Consider the following 17,456-nt stretch of genomic DNA (forward strand, 5'->3'; position numbering starts at 1 on the left):
TGACTCCTTGTAATAGGCGGCTTATGCACGCATGCGGGTGATGCGAATCACCCCAGTCAAGGCGCGCAGTTTCTTGATCACGCGGGCCAGGTGCACGCGGTCGTGCACGCTGACCACCAGTTGGACCACGCTGATGCGACCATCGCGTTCGTCCATGCTGATTTTTTCGATATTGCCGTCGGCGGCATTGACGCTACTGGCCAGCAGTGCGATCAGGCCGCGCTGGTGTTCCAGTTCGACGCGCAGTTCGACGTTGAATTCGCCGGTAACATCCTTGGCCCAGGAGAGCTGAATGCATTTTTCCGGGTTGTGGCGGATTTCGCTGATGTTGCGACAGTTGTCCAGGTGCACGACCATGCCTTTGCCGGCCGACAGATGGCCAACAATCGGGTCGCCCGGGATCGGCGTGCAGCATTTGGCGTAGCTCAGTACCAGGCCTTCAGTGCCACGAATCGCCAGTGGGCCTTCTGCACTCGGCAGCTGTTCGCCTTCGCCGAGCAGGCGACGGGCAACCACATAAGCCATTCGATTGCCCAGGCCGATGTCTTCCAGCAAATCTTCGATCAGTTCGAGGCGGTATTCGGCGAGCATCGCCTTCACGCGCTCGGCCGGGACTTTTTCCAGCGTGCTATCGAAGCCGTTCAAGACTTTGTTCAGCAGTCGTTCGCCGAGGCTGATGGATTCGGAGCGACGTTGCAGTTTCAGCGCGTGGCGGATGTGGGTTCGCGCCTTGCCGGTGACCACAAAGTTGAGCCAGGCCGGGTTCGGGCGCGCGCCGGGGGCGCTGACGATCTCGACCGTGGAGCCGCTTTGCAGCGGTTCGGACAGCGGCGCGAGACGGCGATTGATCCGGCAGGCGATGCAACTGTTGCCCACATCGGTGTGCACCGCGTAAGCGAAATCCACGGCCGTGGAGCCTTTTGGCAGCTCCATGATCCGGCCTTTGGGCGTGAACACGTAGACCTCGTCGGGGAACAGGTCGATCTTCACGCTTTCGATGAATTCCAGCGAGTTGCCGGCGCGTTGCTGCATTTCCAGCACGCCTTTCACCCACTGGCGTGCGCGTGCGTGAGTGCCTTTTGGCTGTTCGTCGCCGCTGGATTTGTACAGCCAATGGGCCGCGATGCCGTTGTTGGCCATCTCTTCCATTTCACGGGTGCGGATCTGGATTTCAATCGGTACGCCATGCATGCCGAACAGCGTGGTGTGCAGCGACTGATAGCCGTTTGCCTTGGGGATCGCGATGTAATCCTTGAAGCGCCCCGGCAGCGGTTTGTACAAATTATGTACAGCACCCAGCACGCGATAGCAGGTATCGACCTTGTCGACGATGATCCGGAACGCGTAGACGTCCATGATCTCGTTAAAGGCCCGACGCTTGCCGCGCATCTTTTTGTAGATGCCGTAAAGGTGTTTCTGGCGCCCGCTGACCTCGCCCTGAATTTCGTCGATTGCCAGGCAATGGCTCAGTGACTCTTCAATCTTGTTGACGATTTCCTTGCGGTTGCCCCGGGCGCGTTTTACAGCCTGGTAGATCCGCGCGGAACGCATCGGGTGCATGGCCTTGAAGCCCAGGTCTTCGAATTCTATGCGAATGGCGTGCATGCCCAGCCGATTGGCAATGGGTGCATAGATTTCCAGGGTTTCCTTGGCGATTCGCCGGCGTTTTTCGCCGGACAGCACTTCCAGCGTACGCATGTTGTGCAGGCGGTCCGCCAATTTGACCAGGATCACGCGAATATCGCGGGCCATGGCCATGGCCATCTTCTGGAAGTTTTCGGCTTGTGCTTCGGCTTTGGTTTCGAAGTTCATCTGGGTCAGTTTGCTGACCCCATCGACCAGTTCGGCCACGGTTTCGCCGAACTGCGCTTGCAGCGCTTCTTTGGCAATACCGGTGTCTTCGATCACGTCATGCAGCATCGCGGCCATCAGGCTCTGATGGTCCATGTGCATGTCGGCAAGAATATTCGCCACTGCAAGAGGATGCGTGACGTACGCCTCACCGCTACGGCGGCGTTGACCGTCGTGGGCTTGTTCGGCGTAGAAATACGCTCGGCGGACCAGGTTGACCTGGTCCTTGCCGAGGTAGGTCGATAAGCGATCGGCGAGGGCGTCTATGCTCGGCATGATGACTCCTGCCGTTCGCTGTGACCCCGCGCCGTGCTACGTCGACCAGGCATAGGCTTAGACGGCCTCGTTGGACTCGTCCTCGAACGCTGCGAACAGCGGTTCGTCTTCGACGATTTCAGCGTTGGCGATGAACTCGTAGCTCATCAGGCCTTCCGCGATTTCACGCAGGGCTACAACGGTAGGCTTGTCGTTTTCCCACTGAACCAGGGGCTCTTTGCCGCCGGTGGCCAGTTGACGGGCACGCTTGGTAGAGAGCATGACCAGCTCAAAGCGGTTTTCCACGTGTTCTAGGCAGTCTTCAACGGTTACGCGGGCCATGGTATTCCTCGGAGCGAATGCAATATGCGCGCTGCCCGGTTGGGCGAGCGGACTCAACAGTTTAAAAAATCACCAGCGATTAGGGAAGCGCTGATTTTTTGACCAGACTCTTCAACGCGCTGCAAGTGCCAATTTAAAGCCCTTGCAGCTGTTTTGGGAAGAGCAAATCAACCCAGCAATTCGGCCAATAATTTACCGTGACGCTGTTGTTGACGCTTCTGATGCAGCTGATTTGCGCGGAAAATCGCCTTCAGATCGTCCAGGGCGTGGGCGAAATCGTCGTTGATGATCAGGTAGTCATAGTCAACGTAGTGGCTCATTTCGCTAACGGCTTCGCGCATGCGGCCATCAATTATTTCGTCGCTGTCCTGGCCGCGGTTGGTCAGGCGCTGATGCAGGGCCTGCGCGGACGGCGGCAAAATAAAGATCGAGCGGGCCTGTGGCATCAGTTTGCGTACTTGCTCAGCACCTTGCCAGTCGATTTCCAGAATCAGGTCATGACCTTCGTCCAGTGTCTGCTGCAGGTGGCTTTGCGAGGTGCCATAGAGATTGCCGAACACTTCGGCGCGCTCAAGGAAATCACCATGTTCGATCATCTTCACGAACTCGCTACGCTCGACGAAGTGGTAGTTCACGCCGTTCTCTTCACCAGGGCGCATGGCGCGAGTGGTGTGGGAGACCGAGACACGTATCTCCTGATTAGCGTCGGTCAGAGCTTTGACCAGGCTGCTCTTGCCCGCGCCTGAAGGGGCGGAAATGATGTAAAGAATGCCGGTGCTGTGGGTCATGTCAGGTTTGCCTTACTCAATATTCTGCACTTGTTCGCGCATCTGCTCGATCAACACCTTGAGGTTGACCGCAGCCGTCGTGCTGCGCGGGTCGAAGGCTTTGGAGCCCAGTGTATTAGCTTCGCGGTTGAGTTCCTGCATCAGGAAGTCAAGGCGCCGACCGGCAGCACCGCCGGATTTGAGCACCCGGCGGACTTCGATGATGTGAGTGCTCAGGCGATCCAGTTCTTCGGCAACGTCGCTCTTTTGAGCGAGCATCACCATTTCCTGTTCCAGCCGTTGCGGGTCCATCTCGGCTTTCATGTCAGCAAAACGGTCGAGGACTTTCTGGCGCTGAGTCGCGAGCATCTGCGGCACCAGCTCACGCAGGGTTACGACGTCTTCTTCAATTGAATTCAGGCGGTCACTGATCAGCCTTGCCAACTCGGCACCTTCGCGCTCGCGCCCGGCCTTGAGCTCTTGAAGGCCTTGATTGAACAGTGCCAGCGCTTCGGCGTTCAAGGCTTGCGGGTCCGTCGCGTCACCGACCAGCACACCAGGCCAGGCCAGCACTTCCAGCGGATTCAACGCTGCCGGATTTTTGATCAGGCTGGCGATGGTCTCAGCGGCAGCGACCAATTGGGCGGCGCGCTCACGGTCCACTTGCAGGGGTTTGTCGGTGTTTTCTTCGGTGAAACGCAGGGTGCATTCGAGCTTGCCGCGCGAGATGCCCTGGCGCAGCGCTTCGCGGACCGCGCCTTCGAGGTCGCGAAACGACTCCGGCAGACGCAGGTGGGGTTCCAGGTAGCGACTGTTGACCGAGCGCAACTCCCAGCTCAGGGTGCCTTGGGTGCCGGCTTTTTCAACGCGGGCGAAGGCGGTCATGCTGTGCACCATGGAGGTACCTCGCAATGCAGGTCGTCGCTCAACCAAGGTTCGCGGACCCGCTGTTTAAGAATTAAAGCCTGCAGGCAGTAAAGGCGCAGGATTGTAGCGCAGTGCGGCAGATGCGCCCAAACACACGGTGTGACAAAGGGCTGCAGGCTGTCGGTAAAGGTGTGTCTCAAGCTTGAAAGCGGGCCTTCAATCGTCGGGCAAATTTTTAAGAAGTGCCCTGTTACGGCGGTCGGCTCTATAATGCTCGGCAGTTTTCCGTCCCCCGTACAGGTATTCCCTATGAAACGTCCAAGTGGTCGCGCTGCCGATCAGCTCCGCTCGATCCGCATTACCCGCAACTACACCAAACACGCCGAGGGATCTGTACTGGTCGAATTCGGTGATACCAAAGTCATCTGCACCGTCAGTGTCGAAAACGGCGTGCCGCGTTTCCTCAAAGGTCAGGGCCAAGGTTGGTTGACCGCCGAATACGGCATGCTGCCGCGCGCTACCGGCGAGCGCAACCAGCGTGAAGCCAGTCGCGGCAAGCAAGGTGGCCGCACTCTGGAAATCCAGCGACTGATCGGTCGTTCGCTGCGGGCCTCGCTGGACATGTCCAAGCTGGGCGACGTTACGCTTTATGTCGATTGCGACGTGATCCAGGCGGATGGCGGCACTCGCACCGCGTCTATCACTGGCGCAATGGTCGCACTGGTCGATGCCTTGAAAGTGATCAAGAAGCGTGGTGGCTTGAAGGGCGGCGACCCGCTCAAGCAGATGATTGCTGCCGTTTCGGTTGGCATGTATCAAGGCGAACCCGTTCTTGACCTGGACTATCTCGAAGACTCGGCTGCCGAGACCGACCTTAATGTCGTGATGACCAGCACTGGTGGCTTCATCGAGGTGCAGGGTACTGCCGAAGGTGCGCCGTTCCAGCCTGAAGAGCTGACCGCCATGCTGGAGCTGGCGAAGAAGGGCATGAGCGAAATTTTCGAATTGCAGCAGGCCGCACTGGCAGACTAACCAAGCTGCTCCACGCAAGGAGGACGCTATGAGTGACGAGCAAGAGCTACTTCCCACCCCGAACAAAGATGTTCGTCAGTGGGCGATGTTTTGTCACCTGTCCGCCTTGCTGGGGATCTGGGTTCCGTTCGGTACGTTGATCGGCCCGCTGGTTCTCTGGCAAATGAAGCGCGAGATGGACCCGTTCATCGATGCGCAAGGCAAAGAGGCGCTGAATTTTCAGATCACTGTCGCCATCGCCTCCGCCATTTGTTTGTTGCTGATGGTGGTAATCATCGGATTCTTCATGTTCGGGTTGGTGGCTATCGGCGCGCTTGTGTTGACCATCATCGGCGGCGTCAAGGCCAATGAAGGGCTGCCTTATCGGTATCCTTTTACCTGGCGGGTGATCAAGTAAGCAGGCGCCTGTGCTTGTGAATCGTGCCCCTGTTGCGCTTAAAAAGAATGCCCCATATTGATGGGGCATTTTTATTTGGATACAAATCGCCTGCCGCTTACAAGTTTGTTTAAGGATATTCAAGTGGCCTGGGTGTTATCAGATTAATCCTACAATGTTCTTCCTGTTATTTCATAAGTTGAGTGCGCGAATAGCGCGCAGATACACGGATTCGTGTGCGTTGCTTGAATGAAAACTACTCGTACTCTTCGGAATCTACACTTCTAGTCACAACTGCAAAACGCCGCTGACGCCTGTCGGCGTGGCAATGAGGCTTGGCGGTTGTTAAGGTGGCTCAACGGCATATTTATCAAAAAAATATTTCGATGTGTTCACACCATTGACGGTCCCTGAATTAAAAACAATCAGTGTTGAGACATATCAACACGTTCAATGAGCGTGCTACTTAAAAAGTACGCCTCTGAATGTTCAAGCAGAATATCCCAATGGTTCAGCTCGATTTTTATGGAACACTTGTGGCCGCCTCTTTAGTGCTTCTGTTGGGGCGCGTATTTGTTGCACGTGTGAGCTTCTTGCGCATTTATAATATTCCCGAACCTGTGGCAGGCGGCCTTTTAGTTGCCCTTGGTCTTTTGGCCTTACGGTTCTTCGATATTCAAGTCAGTTTTGACCCCACGCTGCAGACTCCCTTGATGCTGACGTTTTTTGCGACCATTGGTTTGAGTGCAGACTTCGCCAATCTGAAAAAGGGCGGGCGCGTAGTCGGAATTTTTCTGCTGGCGGTCACCGGGCTATTACTGGTCCAGAATGCCTTGGGTATCGGGCTCGCAACACTGTTGGGTCTTGATCCATTGATAGGGTTGCTAACAGGCTCGGTAGCGTTGGCGGGTGGTCACGGTACAGGCGCCGCGTGGGGAGCGACGTTCAGTGAGAAGTACGGTTTGGCATCCGCTTCGGAACTTGCGATGGCGTCTGCCACGTTTGGCTTGGTGTTGGGTGGCTTGATCGGTGGCCCAGTGGCTCGCTTGCTGATCAAGCGTGTCAAGGTACCGGGCCTGGAGCAGGAGAAGCCCCGGTTGCCAAAGGGGTTTGAGCAGCCAGATGAAGAGCGGTCAATCACCCCATTTTCGTTTATCGAGACACTTGCCCTGATTGCTGTCAGCTTGCTGGCAGGTACGCTCTTGAATGGATTGCTGCACGGCACCTCGTTCGAATTGCCAACGTTCGTCTGTGTCTTGTTTGTGGGAGTAGTGTTGCGCAACGGGCTTTCGGCACTCGGCTTGTATCAGGTGTTCGAACGTGAAGTCTCGGTGTTGGGAAATGTCAGCTTGTCGCTATTTTTGGCAATAGCCTTGATGTCACTCAAGCTGTGGGATCTGGCTGCACTGGCTCTGCCGTTTCTCCTCATCCTGGCTGCGCAAACATTGGTCATGGCGTTGTTCGCGATTTTCGTGACGTTCAGGGTCATGGGCAGCAATTACGATGCGGCCGTGTTGGCGGCAGGGCACTGCGGTTTTGGACTGGGCGCCACACCCACTGCGATTGCGAACATGCAGGCAGTGACGCAGCGATATGGGCCTTCGCAGATAGCGTTTCTGGTGGTGCCGATGGTCGGTGCCTTTTTCATCGACATTATTAATGTCGTGGTGATCAAGTTGTACCTGGCGCTGCCTTTTTTCGTCGCCAGTTGAAAGTCAGGTCACGCGCATAAAAAAATGCCCATATCTTTCGATATGGGCATTTTTTGCACCTGGCGTGCGGATTGCCAGATTCCAGCGGTGTCTGAACTTCGCCGGGACGCTTAAATGGTCAGCGTCCAGTCGTAGTCCACGATCAGCGGCGCGTGCTGCGAGAACCGTGGTTGACGTGGCAGGCGCGCACTGCGTACGAAGCGGCGCAGGCCAGGGGTCAGCAGCTGGTAGTCGAAGCGCCAGCCCAGGTTGAGCATCTCGGCCTGTTCATTGTCCGGCCACCAGCTGTACTGGTCGCCTTCACGGCTGACTTCGCGCAATGCGTCAACATAACCCATGTTGCCAACAATTTCGTCCATCCAGGCACGTTCAGGTGCCAGGAAGCCCGGTGATTGCTGGCTGTCGCGCCAGTTCTTGATGTCCAGCTTTTGCTGCGCCACGTACAGCGAGCCACAGTAAATGTACTCGCGACGTTTACGCCGCTGTTTATCCAGATAACGGGCGAAATCGTCCATTAGCTTGAATTTCTGGTTCAAGTCTTCATCGCCGTTCTGCCCCGAAGGGAGCAGTAAGGTCGCGATGCTGACCTTGTCGAAATCGGCTTGCAGGTAGCGCCCGTAGCGGTCCGCTGTCTCGAAACCGAGACCGCTGATGACTGCCTTCGGTTGCAGCCGCGAATACAAAGCCACGCCACCTTGGGCGGGAACTTCGGCTTCGCAGGCATAAAGGAAGTAGCCATCCAGTTGGAAAGCTGGATCGTCCAGTTCAAAGGCGGAGGCGCGGGTGTCCTGCAGGCAGATGACGTCGGCATTCTGTGCTTGCAGCCAACTGAGCAAACCGCGCTCGACTGCAGCCTGAATACCATTGACGTTCACACTGATGATCCGCATAAATGGCCCCAAAAATCGCGTGCGTGTATGATACACGGCGTCAACCTAATTAGCTAAATCCGTGGTATTTGGGGTTTTTTTCATGCAAGCGTATCAGCGCGATTTCATTCGTTTTGCCATCGATCGCGGCGTTTTGCGCTTCGGTGAGTTCACCCTGAAGTCCGGGCGCACCAGTCCTTACTTCTTCAATGCGGGCCTGTTCAACTCAGGCAAAGCCCTTGCGCAGCTTGGGCGTTTTTATGCGGCGGCCATCGTCGAAAGCGGCATTGCATTCGATGTGTTGTTTGGTCCGGCGTACAAAGGCATACCTTTGGCGGCGGCCACCGCCGTGGCGTTGGCTGAGCATCATGAGCTTGATCTGCCATGGTGTTTCAACCGCAAGGAAGCCAAGGCTCATGGCGAAGGTGGCAGCCTGGTGGGCGCACCGTTGACCGGCAACGTGCTGATCATCGATGACGTCATCACCGCCGGCACGGCGATTCGTGAAGTGATGCAAATCATCGCTTCCCAGGATGGCGCCAAGGCGGCGGGCGTGCTGATCGCCCTCAATCGCCAAGAGCGTGGTAACGGCGAGTTGTCGGCGATTCAGGAAGTAGAACGTGATTTTGGCATTCCGGTTATCAGCATCGTTTCGCTTAATCAGGTATTGGAATACCTGGCCGACGATCCACAGCTTAAGCAGCATTTGCCAGCGGTTGAGGCCTATCGCGCCCAGTTTGGCGTGTAATCGCCCTGCAGGAATCGCCGACAAAAAAAGACCCCGTTCAGCCTGGCTGGACGGGGTCTTTTTACATCTTTGGCTTAGTGACGCTTGCGATTGCTGATCAACGTGCCCACACCCGTGTCGGTGAAGATTTCCAGCAGGATCGCATTTGGCACACGGCCATCGATGATCAGCGAGCTGCCCACGCCGCCCTGAACCGCTTCCAGCGCACAGCGGATCTTCGGCAGCATGCCGCCGTAGATAGTGCCGTCGGCGATCAGGTCGTCGACCTGCTGCGTGCTCAGGCCGGTCAGGACAGTGCCTGACTTGTCCATCAGGCCGGCGATGTTGGTCAGCAGCATCAGCTTTTCAGCTTTCAGTGCTTCAGCCACTTTACCGGCTACCAGGTCGGCGTTGATGTTGTACGACTCGCCGTTGGCGCCCACGCCAATGGGTGCGATGACCGGAATGAAGTCGCCTTTCACCAACAGGTTCAAAAGGTCTGTGTTGATACCGACCACTTCACCCACTTGCCCGATGTCGATGATTTCCGGCTGGGTCATCTCCGGCGTCTGGCGTGTCACGGTGAGTTTTTTCGCACGAATCAGCTCGGCATCTTTACCGGTCAGGCCGATGGCACTGCCGCCGTGGCGGTTGATCAGGTTAACGATGTCCTTGTTGACCTGGCCGCCGAGGACCATTTCCACCACGTCCATGGTCTGAGCGTCTGTGACGCGCATGCCATCGATGAAGTGGCTCTCGATCGACAAGCGCTTGAGCAGGTCGCCGATTTGCGGGCCGCCTCCGTGAACCACCACCGGGTTGATGCCCACGGCTTTCATCAGCACGATGTCACGGGCGAAGCCGGTTTTCAGCTCCTCGCTTTCCATCGCGTTGCCGCCGTATTTGATCACCAGCGTCTTGCCGACGTAGCGACGAATGTAAGGCAGTGCTTCGGACAGGACCTTGGCGGTGTTGGCGGCGGCTTCGCGTTCGAGGGTCATTCAGGGCTCCGGGTGAATCAGAAGATCAAAACGGTAGTTGGAGATCAGGCGCAACACGCTTCAACTGGACTTTGAAAACGTCCTTGATGCGTTGCAGTTCAGCCTCGTCATCGGCCTCGAAGCGCAGCACCAGCACCGGCGTGGTGTTGGATGCACGCACCAGGCCCCAGCCTTTGGCGTAATCGACTCGCACGCCGTCGATGGTGGTCAGGTCAGCGCCTTCGCCCCACGTTGCGTCGTGCAGTGCATCAATGATGCTGAATTTGCTCTCTTCGGTCACATGGATATTGATTTCTGGCGTAGAAATATCGTTCGGGAAGGTCGCAAACAGCGCTTCGGCGGTGGATTTTTCCTTGCTGAGAATTTCCAGCAGGCGCGCGGCGCTGTAAATACCGTCGTCGAAACCGAACCAGCGTTCCTTGAAGAAGATATGCCCGCTCATTTCGCCAGCGAGCAGGGCGCCGGTTTGTTTCATTTTCTTTTTGATCAACGAGTGACCAGTCTTCCACATGAGTGGGCGACCGCCATATTCATTGATCAACGGCGTCAGGCGGCGAGTGCATTTGACGTCGAAGATGATTTGCGCGTTCGCGTTGCGTTCCAGCACATCGCGGGCGAACAGCATCAGCAAGCGATCCGGGAAGACGATGCTGCCGGTGTTCGTCACCACGCCAACGCGGTCGCCGTCACCATCGAACGCCAGGCCCAGGTCGGCATTCGTTTCCTTGACCTTGGCGATCAGGTCGACGAGGTTTTCAGGCTTGCCCGGGTCCGGGTGATGGTTCGGGAAGTTGCCGTCGACGTCGCAGAACAGCGGGATGACCTCGCAGTTCAGCGCTTCGATAAGTTGCGGGGCGATCACGCCAGCGGCGCCGTTGCCGCAGTCCACTACCACTTTCAGGCGGCGTGCCAGTTTGATGTCCTGGACGATTTCGGTGTTGTAGCGGTCTAGGATCTCGACCTTGGTGATGCTGCCGTTGCCGCGGCTCAGGTTGTTGGTCTTGAGGCGTTCGTGCAGGGCCTGGATCTGTTCGTTGGCCAGGGTGTCGCCAGCGATGACGATCTTGAAACCGTTGTAGTTCGACGGGTTATGGCTGCCGGTGAGCATCACGCCCGACTTGCCTGCCAATACGTTGGCTGCGTAATACAGCGCAGGTGTCGGCACCAGGCCAACGTCGCTGACGTGGCAACCGCTGTCTGCCAGGCCCTTGATCAATTGCTCGACCAGCTCAGGGCCAGACAAGCGCCCGTCGCGACCGACGCTAACGTTCGGTTCGTCTTGGGCCAGGCTTTGCGCACCGATGGCACGGCCGAGCCAATAAGCGGTTTCAGCGTTCAAGAATTCCGGGACGGTGCCGCGAATGTCATAGGCGCGGAAAATGCTGTCGGGGAACTGGGGTGGAACTTGGGCTGGGCTGCTCATTACGGGTGATGCTCCATCTTGAAAGGGGCTGGACTTGGCCGAGAAGGACTCGTCGGCAGGCTCAAACTGAAGGGTATGACGGCGTTTTCCGCAGAGAGTTCGTGGTGCGAAAAGGCCATGTCACCTGCATCGGTGACCATTTGACCGCGCAATGCCTTGATTTTCAGTGTTAAACCTTTCAGATGACGAATAGGCAATTTTCGGCCTGCAGAGCGCATGTGGCGAGGGAGTTTGCTTGCCTCGCCAGCAAAGCCTTCAGCAGTATCAATGGCTGCCGGAATGCCCAAAACCACCCGCACCGCGTTCGGTTTCAACGAACTCTTCGACCATCTCGAAATGTGCTTGAACCACGGGCACCAGAACCAGTTGGGCCAGGCGCTCGCCCACCACCATGTTGAAATCGGTCTGGCCACGGTTCCAGCACGAAACCATCAATGGGCCTTGGTAGTCGGAGTCGATCAGGCCGACCAGGTTGCCCAGCACGATGCCATGTTTATGGCCCAGGCCGGAGCGAGGCAGAATCAGCGCTGCCAGGCCTGGGTCGCCGATGTAAACCGACAGCCCGGTTGGGATCAGCACGGTTTCGCCGGGCTTGATCACGGTGTCTTTTTCGAGCATGGCACGCAGGTCGAGGCCAGCGGAGCCTGGTGTGGCGTATTGCGGCAGCGGGAATTCGGTGCCGATGCGAGGGTCGAGGATCTTGGCTTGCAAAGCGTGCATGTAAATTAAACCTGGTTCAGACGTTCGGCGATAAATGTGATCAGCTGGCGAGCAATCTTGCTCTTGCTGGTCTGGGCGAAAAGTGTGGCGTGTAACTCGCGGTCGATGACGCTGCAGGCGTTTTCTTCGCTGTTGAACCCAATGCTCGGATTGGCGACGTCGTTGGCGACGATCAAGTCGAGGTTTTTGTCTTTCAGCTTGCGGGCAGCGTAATCGAGCAGATGTTCGGTTTCGGCGGCGAAACCGACACTGAATGGGCGGTCGGGACGGGTGGCAATGGTGGCGAGAATGTCTGGATTGCGCACCATTTGTAGTAACAGACCGTCGCCGTTCGTAGGGTCTTTCTTTAGTTTTTGTGGGGCCACGACTTCCGGTCGGTAGTCCGCGACGGCCGCAGAGGCGATGAACAGGTCGCAAGGAATCGCGGATTCGCAGGCGGCGAGCATGTCGCGGGCGCTGACCACATCGATGCGCGTGACCCGATCTGGTGTCGGCAGGTGCACCGGGCCGGTGATGAGTGTCACGCGGGCGCCTGCTTCAACCGCTGCTTCGGCGAGGGCAAAGCCCATTTTTCCGGAGCTGTGGTTGGTGATATAGCGCACCGGGTCGATGTTTTCCTGGGTGGGGCCAGCCGTGATCAGCACGTGCTTGCCGGTCAGTGCCTGGCGCTGAAAGCAATCTGCGGCGCACTGTGCAAGGTCAGTGGCTTCGAGCATGCGGCCCATGCCGACATCGCCGCAGGCCTGGCTACCGGAGGCCGGGCCAAAGGCTTTTATATTGCGGCTTTCGAGGATTTGCAGGTTGGACTGTGTGGCCGGGTCGCGCCACATGGCCTGGTTCATTGCCGGCGCGACGGCGACTACGGCGTCAGTGGCAAGCACCAGCGTGGTCAGCAGGTCGTTGGCGATGCCCTGTGCCAGTCGCGCGATCAGGTCGGCGGTGGCGGGGGCGATCAGTACCAGGTCGGCCCATTTGGCCAGTTCGATGTGGCCCATGGCTGCTTCTGCGGCCGGGTCCAGCAAGTCGAGATGAACCGGGTGCCCAGACAAGGCCTGCATGGTCAGCGGGGTGATGAATTCGCTGCCGCCGCGGGTCATTACTACGCGCACTTCGGCGCCCTGGTCGATCAGTCGACGTACCAGGTCTGCGCTTTTGTAGGCAGCGATACCGCCACCGACGCCCAGAACGATGCGTTTCCGATACAGCCGCTGCATAGGTCTGCCTTTCAATTCGTTGGTGACATACGTGGCGAAACCCCCTCCCCAGAGTGAAATCGCCCGCAAAAAAGATGGGCTAAGATATCACAGCGACCGCTACGGAACAGCGGCGCTCACACAGGGAAGTGCTATGAGTATTCGTGATTGGCCGGCGGCCGAGCGCCCGCGGGAAAAGCTGCTTGAGATGGGCTCGGCAAGTCTTTCGGATGCCGAATTGCTGGCTATTTTCATCCGCACCGGTGTGTCCGGTAAAAGTGCAGTGGACCTGGCGCGGCACCTGCTGCAGCAGTTTGGCAGCCTGAGGCGGTTGCTGGAGGCGGATCAGAAGGCCTTCAGTGAGCAACTGGGCCTGGGGCCGGCAAAATTCGCGCAGTTACAGGCGGTTCAGGAAATGGGCCGTCGCCATATGGCCGAGCGCTTGCGCAACAAATCGGCGCTGGAGAACCCACAGGCGGTTCGTGATTATCTGAAGTCGATGTTGCGTCACGAACCTCATGAAGTGTTTGGCTGCCTGTTTCTGGATTCACGTCATCAGGTGCTGACATTTGAAGCCCTGTTCAGGGGCTCTATCGATTGCACCAGCGTTCACCCGCGCGAGGTGGTCAAGCGTGCACTGGCCAACAACGCCGCCGCGGTTATTCTCTGCCATAACCATCCGTCGGGTAACTCGACCCCCAGTCAAGCTGACCGCTCGTTGACCGATCGCCTGCGCAAGTCGCTTGAGCTGATTGATGTGCGGGTGCTCGACCATTTTATCGTCGGTGACGGCGAGCCGTTGTCCATGGCCGAGTACGGCTGGATGTAGCGGATCAGGTGCAAGTTTAACGCTTCAAGAGGCAAGCTAAAGCAGCCCGCGGACGGCTCTAGCTTGAGGCTTGAACCTTATGGCTTGAAGCTGACCTTCGAGTAATCCTGTCGGCCGAATGGGCTGACCTGATAGCCCTCGACGTCTTTGCGGGTCAGCGCGAAGGCTGTCGGATGGGCCAGGGGGAGCCACAATGCCTGCTGCTGGATTTGTGCCTGCGCCTGTTCGTAAAGCTTGGTACGCACCCCTTGCTCGCCCGTGGTTTTGCCGGCGCTGATCAACTTGTCCAGGTCTTGATTGCAATAGCGGGCGAAGTTGGTGCCTGACTTGACGGCCGCGCAGGAAAATTGCGGTGTGAGGAAGTTGTCCGGGTCGCCGTTGTCACCCGCCCAGCCCATGAACAGCAAGTCATGCTCGCCGGCTTTTGCGCGACGAATCAACTCGCCCCATTCGATGACACGAATTTCGGCCTGAATGCCGATTGCCGCCAGGTCAGACTGCAACATCTGTGCGCCAAGGCTCGGGTTAGGGTTCAGCAAGCTGCCGGAAGGGCGCGTCCAAATGGTGGTCTGGAAGCCATCCTTCAATCCTGCCTTGACCATCAATGCCTTGGCTTTTTCAACGTCATGCGGGTAGCCCGGCAGACCTTTGGCATAACTCCAGGTGTTGGGCGGGTAAGGGCCGCTGGCAGGCTCGGCAGTGTCTTCGAAGACAGCCTTGATGTAGGAGGCCTTATCGAACGCTAGGTTGATGGCCTGGCGCACTTCAGGCTTGTCCAGCGGCGGATGCTGAGTGTTGATGCCGAGGAAAGCAGTCATGAAGGCGTCAGTTTTTTCCACTTTCAGCGTCGGTTCTTTCTGCGCCGCCTCTACGTCCAGAGGTTTGGGCGAGAGTGCTATCTGGCATTCGTTGCGCCGCAATTTTTGCAGTCGGACGTTAGCATCCGGGGTGATGGCAAAAATCAACGGATCCACCGACGGTTTGCCGCCAAAGTAGTCAGGGTTGGCTTTGTAACGAATCGCGGCGTCTTTCTGAAAACGCGTAAAAATGAACGGCCCGCTGCCTATCGGTTGGCTGTTAAGTTTCTCGGGAGTGCCGGCCTTCATCAGCTTGTCGGCGTATTCGGCCGAATAAATCGACGCGAAACCCATGGTCAGAGTGGCGAGGAACGTCGAATCCGGGTGGTCGAGAGTGAAGCGCACGGTCAACGGGTCAAGTGCGTCGATTTTCTTGATCAGTGCAGGTAACTGCATCGATTGTGCGTGCGGGAAGCCACTTTGGGCGATCTTGTGCCAAGGGTTCGCTGGGTCAAGCATGCGGTCGAAGCTGAACTTCACATCCTCTGCGGTCAGTTCACGCGTTGGGCTGAAATATTCGGTACGGTGAAACTTCACCTGAGGGTGCAATTTGAAGACGTAGGTCAGGCCGTCGGGGGTAACTTCCCAACTGTCCGCCAGGCTGGCGACCACTTTGCCGCTGGCCGTATCAAAGTCCACCAAGCGGTTCATCAGCACATCGGCCGATGCGTTGGTGGTGGTCAGTGAGTTGTATTGCACCACGTCGAACCCTTCAGGGCTGGCCTCGGTGCACACGCTCAGGGCAGCAGCCATGGCCTGCGGGGTCAGCAAAAGAGGGGCAAGCAGCAGCGGTAGGGCAGCGAGGCGCATATTGGTTTCCTGTGCAGAATCGAAGGCCCATCTGCTTATGCAGTCTGGAAAAGGCTTACCCTAGTGGGCTCTTTTGCAAATGACTATCCCCTTTTTCATTTTGAGGGGAGTATGTGCGTCTGATTTGCGCGTGCGATGGTTGAGCAAAACCTTGGATTGGTGCGTTTGCCGATTTCTGCGACGAGCGGTCGCTGTCGGCGATAGCCTTTGTCCAAGGCGCTCGCAGCACGAAATGTGGGGTTTTTATCAACTCAACGCACACGGAAAGTTGTTGCTCTCAAGTCTTTCTGGTATAAAGCAGCGCTCTTTTCTAGGGGCCCGGTTCCTTCACTTGTAGGTGTAGCCGGTAAGACCTCTAAAGAAACGCGGCGCCTGGCGCCAAATGACTGAGAGATTAAGCGGCCAACCCATGCCGGGTTGGGCATGTGGTTTTAGAGGGCTGAGGCATGTCGAGAGTATGTCAAGTTACCGGTAAGGGTCCGGTGACTGGGAATAACATTTCCCACGCAAACAACAAAACCCGTCGTCGTTTCCTGCCGAACCTGCAGCATCACCGCTTCTGGGTTGAAGAAGAGAAACGTTTCGTGCGTCTGCGCGTATCTGCCAAAGGCATGCGTATCATCGACAAGCGTGGCATCACTGTCGTGCTGGCCGAAATCCGCAAAGCTGGCAAGATCTAAGGGAGCTAATCATGCGTGAATTGATTCGTTTGATTTCGAGCGCCGGTACTGGTCATTTCTACACTACCGACAAGAACAAGCGCACTACTCCGGACAAAATCGAGATCAAGAAATTTGATCCGGTTGTTCGCAAGCACGTGATCTACAAGGAAGGCAAAATCAAGTAATTGATTTTTCCCTCTTACAAAAAAGGCCCGTATCGCGAGATACGGGCCTTTTTTGTGCTGGTTAAAAATACTGCTGGTTCAGCCGCACTGGATGCTGATGATGATCCTGTCAGCATTGGTTAGCAGGCTGATGCGGCCCGGGACTCGTTTTCGATCCGATGCGAATCTTGGCCCGGTAACCCGGACCGTCGCACCATTGGCTTTGGCCCGAACCTCTTCGAGCAATTGGGGTGTGTACAACCGGCCAATGGTGTATTCAGCGATCCCGAAGTCGCAATAATCTGTGTCCGACATGATGCCTCCGTGCATTAGTTGGGTCGGCGCGATGCCGTAAATGATGGGCCTGCACAACCTGTGCTGACCCTAATGTTCGGCTCTGAACCTTTCAGGGCCGGCAAGCACTTTTACCCAACGGAGCACGCATGTCTGATCGGGATCGTGACCATTCGTGTCGCAATCAAGCCTTCGGTTCAAACGCCACGTAGATCTTGCGGCACGGCTCCAGCACCTCCCAGGTGCCTCTGAATCCGGCTGGAATCACGAAGCGGTCACCCGCACGCACGGTTTTACTGTTGCCGTCGTTGTCGCGCAGTACTGAAACCCCTTGCACGATTTCGCAATATTCGTGCTCGGTAAAGTTCACATGCCACTGGCCGATTGCGCCTTCCCACACGCCTGCGTTCAGCTGACCGCAAGGGCTGTTGTAGTGGTTGTACACCGCTTGCTCCGGGTCGCCCTTGAGGACTTTCGCCGGGTCTGGTCGATAGCGATCGGGCTCGGTGGTGGCCTGGCTGAAGTCGACGATGTTTTGGATGCTCATTTCTTGTAATCCCCCGTGATTGCGGCGCGAGTGGTTGGAAGGCCCAAAGTCTATGTTTATTAAAATGAACATCGCAAGGCTGTTTGCCGGTCTTATGTCAAATATATTGAAACTTCACCTGCCGCTGGTTTAGGGTGGCGTTTGCCTTGGGCCGGAAA

Annotated in this window: 20 protein-coding genes; 7 read left to right on the plus strand and 13 right to left on the minus strand. The window is 57.1% G+C overall.

The features are described 5' to 3' along the window. Window positions 1-21 precede the first annotated feature (21 nt). The 4 genes from spoT to ACQR3R_RS18100 form a co-directional block, all read right to left on the minus strand. A complete protein-coding gene (gene spoT / locus ACQR3R_RS18085) occupies window positions 22-2,127 on the minus strand; it encodes a bifunctional GTP diphosphokinase/guanosine-3',5'-bis pyrophosphate 3'-pyrophosphohydrolase (protein ID WP_428273872.1) in 2,106 nt (701 codons plus the stop codon). 57 nt (window positions 2,128-2,184) lie between these two features. Then, window positions 2,185-2,448 (minus strand): DNA-directed RNA polymerase subunit omega, encoded by a 264-nt coding sequence (rpoZ, locus tag ACQR3R_RS18090; protein WP_003177259.1) that lies wholly within the window; start codon window positions 2,446-2,448, stop codon window positions 2,185-2,187. Window positions 2,449-2,615: 167 nt separating this feature from the next. Beyond that, a complete protein-coding gene (gene gmk / locus ACQR3R_RS18095) occupies window positions 2,616-3,236 on the minus strand; it encodes a guanylate kinase (RefSeq protein ID WP_428273874.1) in 621 nt (206 codons plus the stop codon). Window positions 3,237-3,248: 12 nt separating this feature from the next. Continuing rightward, window positions 3,249-4,100 (minus strand): YicC/YloC family endoribonuclease, encoded by an 852-nt coding sequence (locus tag ACQR3R_RS18100; RefSeq protein ID WP_428273876.1) that lies wholly within the window; start codon window positions 4,098-4,100, stop codon window positions 3,249-3,251. Window positions 4,101-4,391: 291 nt separating this feature from the next. Here ACQR3R_RS18100 and rph point away from each other — a divergent pair, with 291 nt between their 5' ends. The 3 genes from rph to gltS all read left to right on the plus strand — a co-directional run bounded on the left by rph (window position 4,392) and on the right by gltS (window position 7,202). Further along, window positions 4,392-5,114 carry a ribonuclease PH gene (gene rph, locus ACQR3R_RS18105; protein WP_428273878.1) on the plus strand — a complete coding sequence of 241 codons (723 nt, stop codon included), beginning with the start codon at window positions 4,392-4,394 and terminating at the stop codon, window positions 5,112-5,114. A 28-nt stretch (window positions 5,115-5,142) separates the two neighbouring features. Next, the gene (locus ACQR3R_RS18110) at window positions 5,143-5,511 is read left to right on the plus strand and encodes a magnetosome magnetite crystal formation protein family (RefSeq protein WP_428273880.1); all 369 of its coding nucleotides are present in this window, start codon (window positions 5,143-5,145) and stop codon (window positions 5,509-5,511) included. A 485-nt stretch (window positions 5,512-5,996) separates the two neighbouring features. Next, complete coding sequence (gene gltS / locus ACQR3R_RS18115; RefSeq protein WP_428274444.1) at window positions 5,997-7,202, plus strand: sodium/glutamate symporter; 1,206 nt, start codon at window positions 5,997-5,999, stop codon at window positions 7,200-7,202. A 110-nt stretch (window positions 7,203-7,312) separates the two neighbouring features. Here the strand turns inward: gltS and ACQR3R_RS18120 are convergent, their stop codons facing one another. Continuing rightward, on the minus strand, window positions 7,313-8,092 hold the full coding sequence (locus tag ACQR3R_RS18120) for an exodeoxyribonuclease III (RefSeq protein WP_007934608.1): 780 nt from the start codon (window positions 8,090-8,092) through the stop codon (window positions 7,313-7,315). Between the two features lie 82 nt (window positions 8,093-8,174). Here ACQR3R_RS18120 and pyrE point away from each other — a divergent pair, with 82 nt between their 5' ends. Beyond that, window positions 8,175-8,819, plus strand: a complete 645-nt coding sequence (gene pyrE, locus ACQR3R_RS18125; protein ID WP_428273883.1) for an orotate phosphoribosyltransferase — start codon at window positions 8,175-8,177, stop codon at window positions 8,817-8,819. A 74-nt stretch (window positions 8,820-8,893) separates the two neighbouring features. On the opposite strand, the gene argB is transcribed toward pyrE, so the two are convergent. The 5 genes from argB to coaBC are packed head-to-tail and all read right to left on the minus strand — an operon-like array spanning window position 8,894 to window position 13,156. After that, on the minus strand, window positions 8,894-9,799 hold the full coding sequence (argB, locus tag ACQR3R_RS18130) for an acetylglutamate kinase (RefSeq protein ID WP_428273885.1): 906 nt from the start codon (window positions 9,797-9,799) through the stop codon (window positions 8,894-8,896). 25 nt (window positions 9,800-9,824) lie between these two features. Further along, window positions 9,825-11,222 (minus strand): phosphomannomutase/phosphoglucomutase, encoded by a 1,398-nt coding sequence (locus tag ACQR3R_RS18135; RefSeq protein ID WP_428273887.1) that lies wholly within the window; start codon window positions 11,220-11,222, stop codon window positions 9,825-9,827. Beyond that, on the minus strand, window positions 11,222-11,536 hold the full coding sequence (locus tag ACQR3R_RS18140; protein ID WP_428273889.1) for a hypothetical protein: 315 nt from the start codon (window positions 11,534-11,536) through the stop codon (window positions 11,222-11,224). The genes ACQR3R_RS18135 and ACQR3R_RS18140 overlap by 1 nt, the downstream gene beginning before the upstream one ends. Further along, the gene (gene dut / locus ACQR3R_RS18145) at window positions 11,487-11,942 is read right to left on the minus strand and encodes a dUTP diphosphatase (RefSeq protein ID WP_059403885.1); all 456 of its coding nucleotides are present in this window, start codon (window positions 11,940-11,942) and stop codon (window positions 11,487-11,489) included. Before dut ends, ACQR3R_RS18140 begins: the two co-directional genes overlap by 50 nt. A 5-nt stretch (window positions 11,943-11,947) precedes the next feature. Continuing rightward, the gene (gene coaBC, locus ACQR3R_RS18150) at window positions 11,948-13,156 is read right to left on the minus strand and encodes a bifunctional phosphopantothenoylcysteine decarboxylase/phosphopantothenate--cysteine ligase CoaBC (protein WP_428273891.1); all 1,209 of its coding nucleotides are present in this window, start codon (window positions 13,154-13,156) and stop codon (window positions 11,948-11,950) included. 133 nt (window positions 13,157-13,289) lie between these two features. On the opposite strand from coaBC, the gene radC reads away from it, so the two are divergent. Continuing rightward, window positions 13,290-13,964, plus strand: a complete 675-nt coding sequence (gene radC / locus ACQR3R_RS18155; RefSeq protein WP_428273893.1) for a RadC family protein — start codon at window positions 13,290-13,292, stop codon at window positions 13,962-13,964. Between the two features lie 77 nt (window positions 13,965-14,041). On the opposite strand, the gene ACQR3R_RS18160 is transcribed toward radC, so the two are convergent. Beyond that, a complete protein-coding gene (locus ACQR3R_RS18160; RefSeq protein ID WP_428273895.1) occupies window positions 14,042-15,631 on the minus strand; it encodes an ABC transporter substrate-binding protein in 1,590 nt (529 codons plus the stop codon). Window positions 15,632-16,077: 446 nt separating this feature from the next. Between ACQR3R_RS18160 and rpmB the strand changes: the two genes are divergently transcribed. Together rpmB and rpmG are read left to right on the plus strand one after the other, a co-directional pair. Continuing rightward, the gene (gene rpmB, locus ACQR3R_RS18165; protein ID WP_007894701.1) at window positions 16,078-16,311 is read left to right on the plus strand and encodes a 50S ribosomal protein L28; all 234 of its coding nucleotides are present in this window, start codon (window positions 16,078-16,080) and stop codon (window positions 16,309-16,311) included. 11 nt (window positions 16,312-16,322) lie between these two features. Continuing rightward, window positions 16,323-16,478, plus strand: coding sequence for a 50S ribosomal protein L33 (gene rpmG / locus ACQR3R_RS18170; protein ID WP_007894709.1), 156 nt, complete (start codon window positions 16,323-16,325; stop codon window positions 16,476-16,478). A 78-nt stretch (window positions 16,479-16,556) separates the two neighbouring features. Here the strand turns inward: rpmG and ACQR3R_RS18175 are convergent, their stop codons facing one another. Continuing rightward, window positions 16,557-16,772, minus strand: a complete 216-nt coding sequence (locus tag ACQR3R_RS18175) for a hypothetical protein (RefSeq protein WP_428273898.1) — start codon at window positions 16,770-16,772, stop codon at window positions 16,557-16,559. A 163-nt stretch (window positions 16,773-16,935) separates the two neighbouring features. After that, entirely contained in the window at window positions 16,936-17,298 is a 363-nt protein-coding gene (locus ACQR3R_RS18180; RefSeq protein WP_428273900.1) for a cupin domain-containing protein, read from the minus strand. Between the last annotated feature and the right edge of the window lie 158 nt (window positions 17,299-17,456).

This window comes from Gordonia sp. IEGM753, assembly GCF_050321825.1.
In the GTDB taxonomy this organism is placed as follows: Bacteria; Pseudomonadota; Gammaproteobacteria; order Pseudomonadales; family Pseudomonadaceae; genus Aquipseudomonas.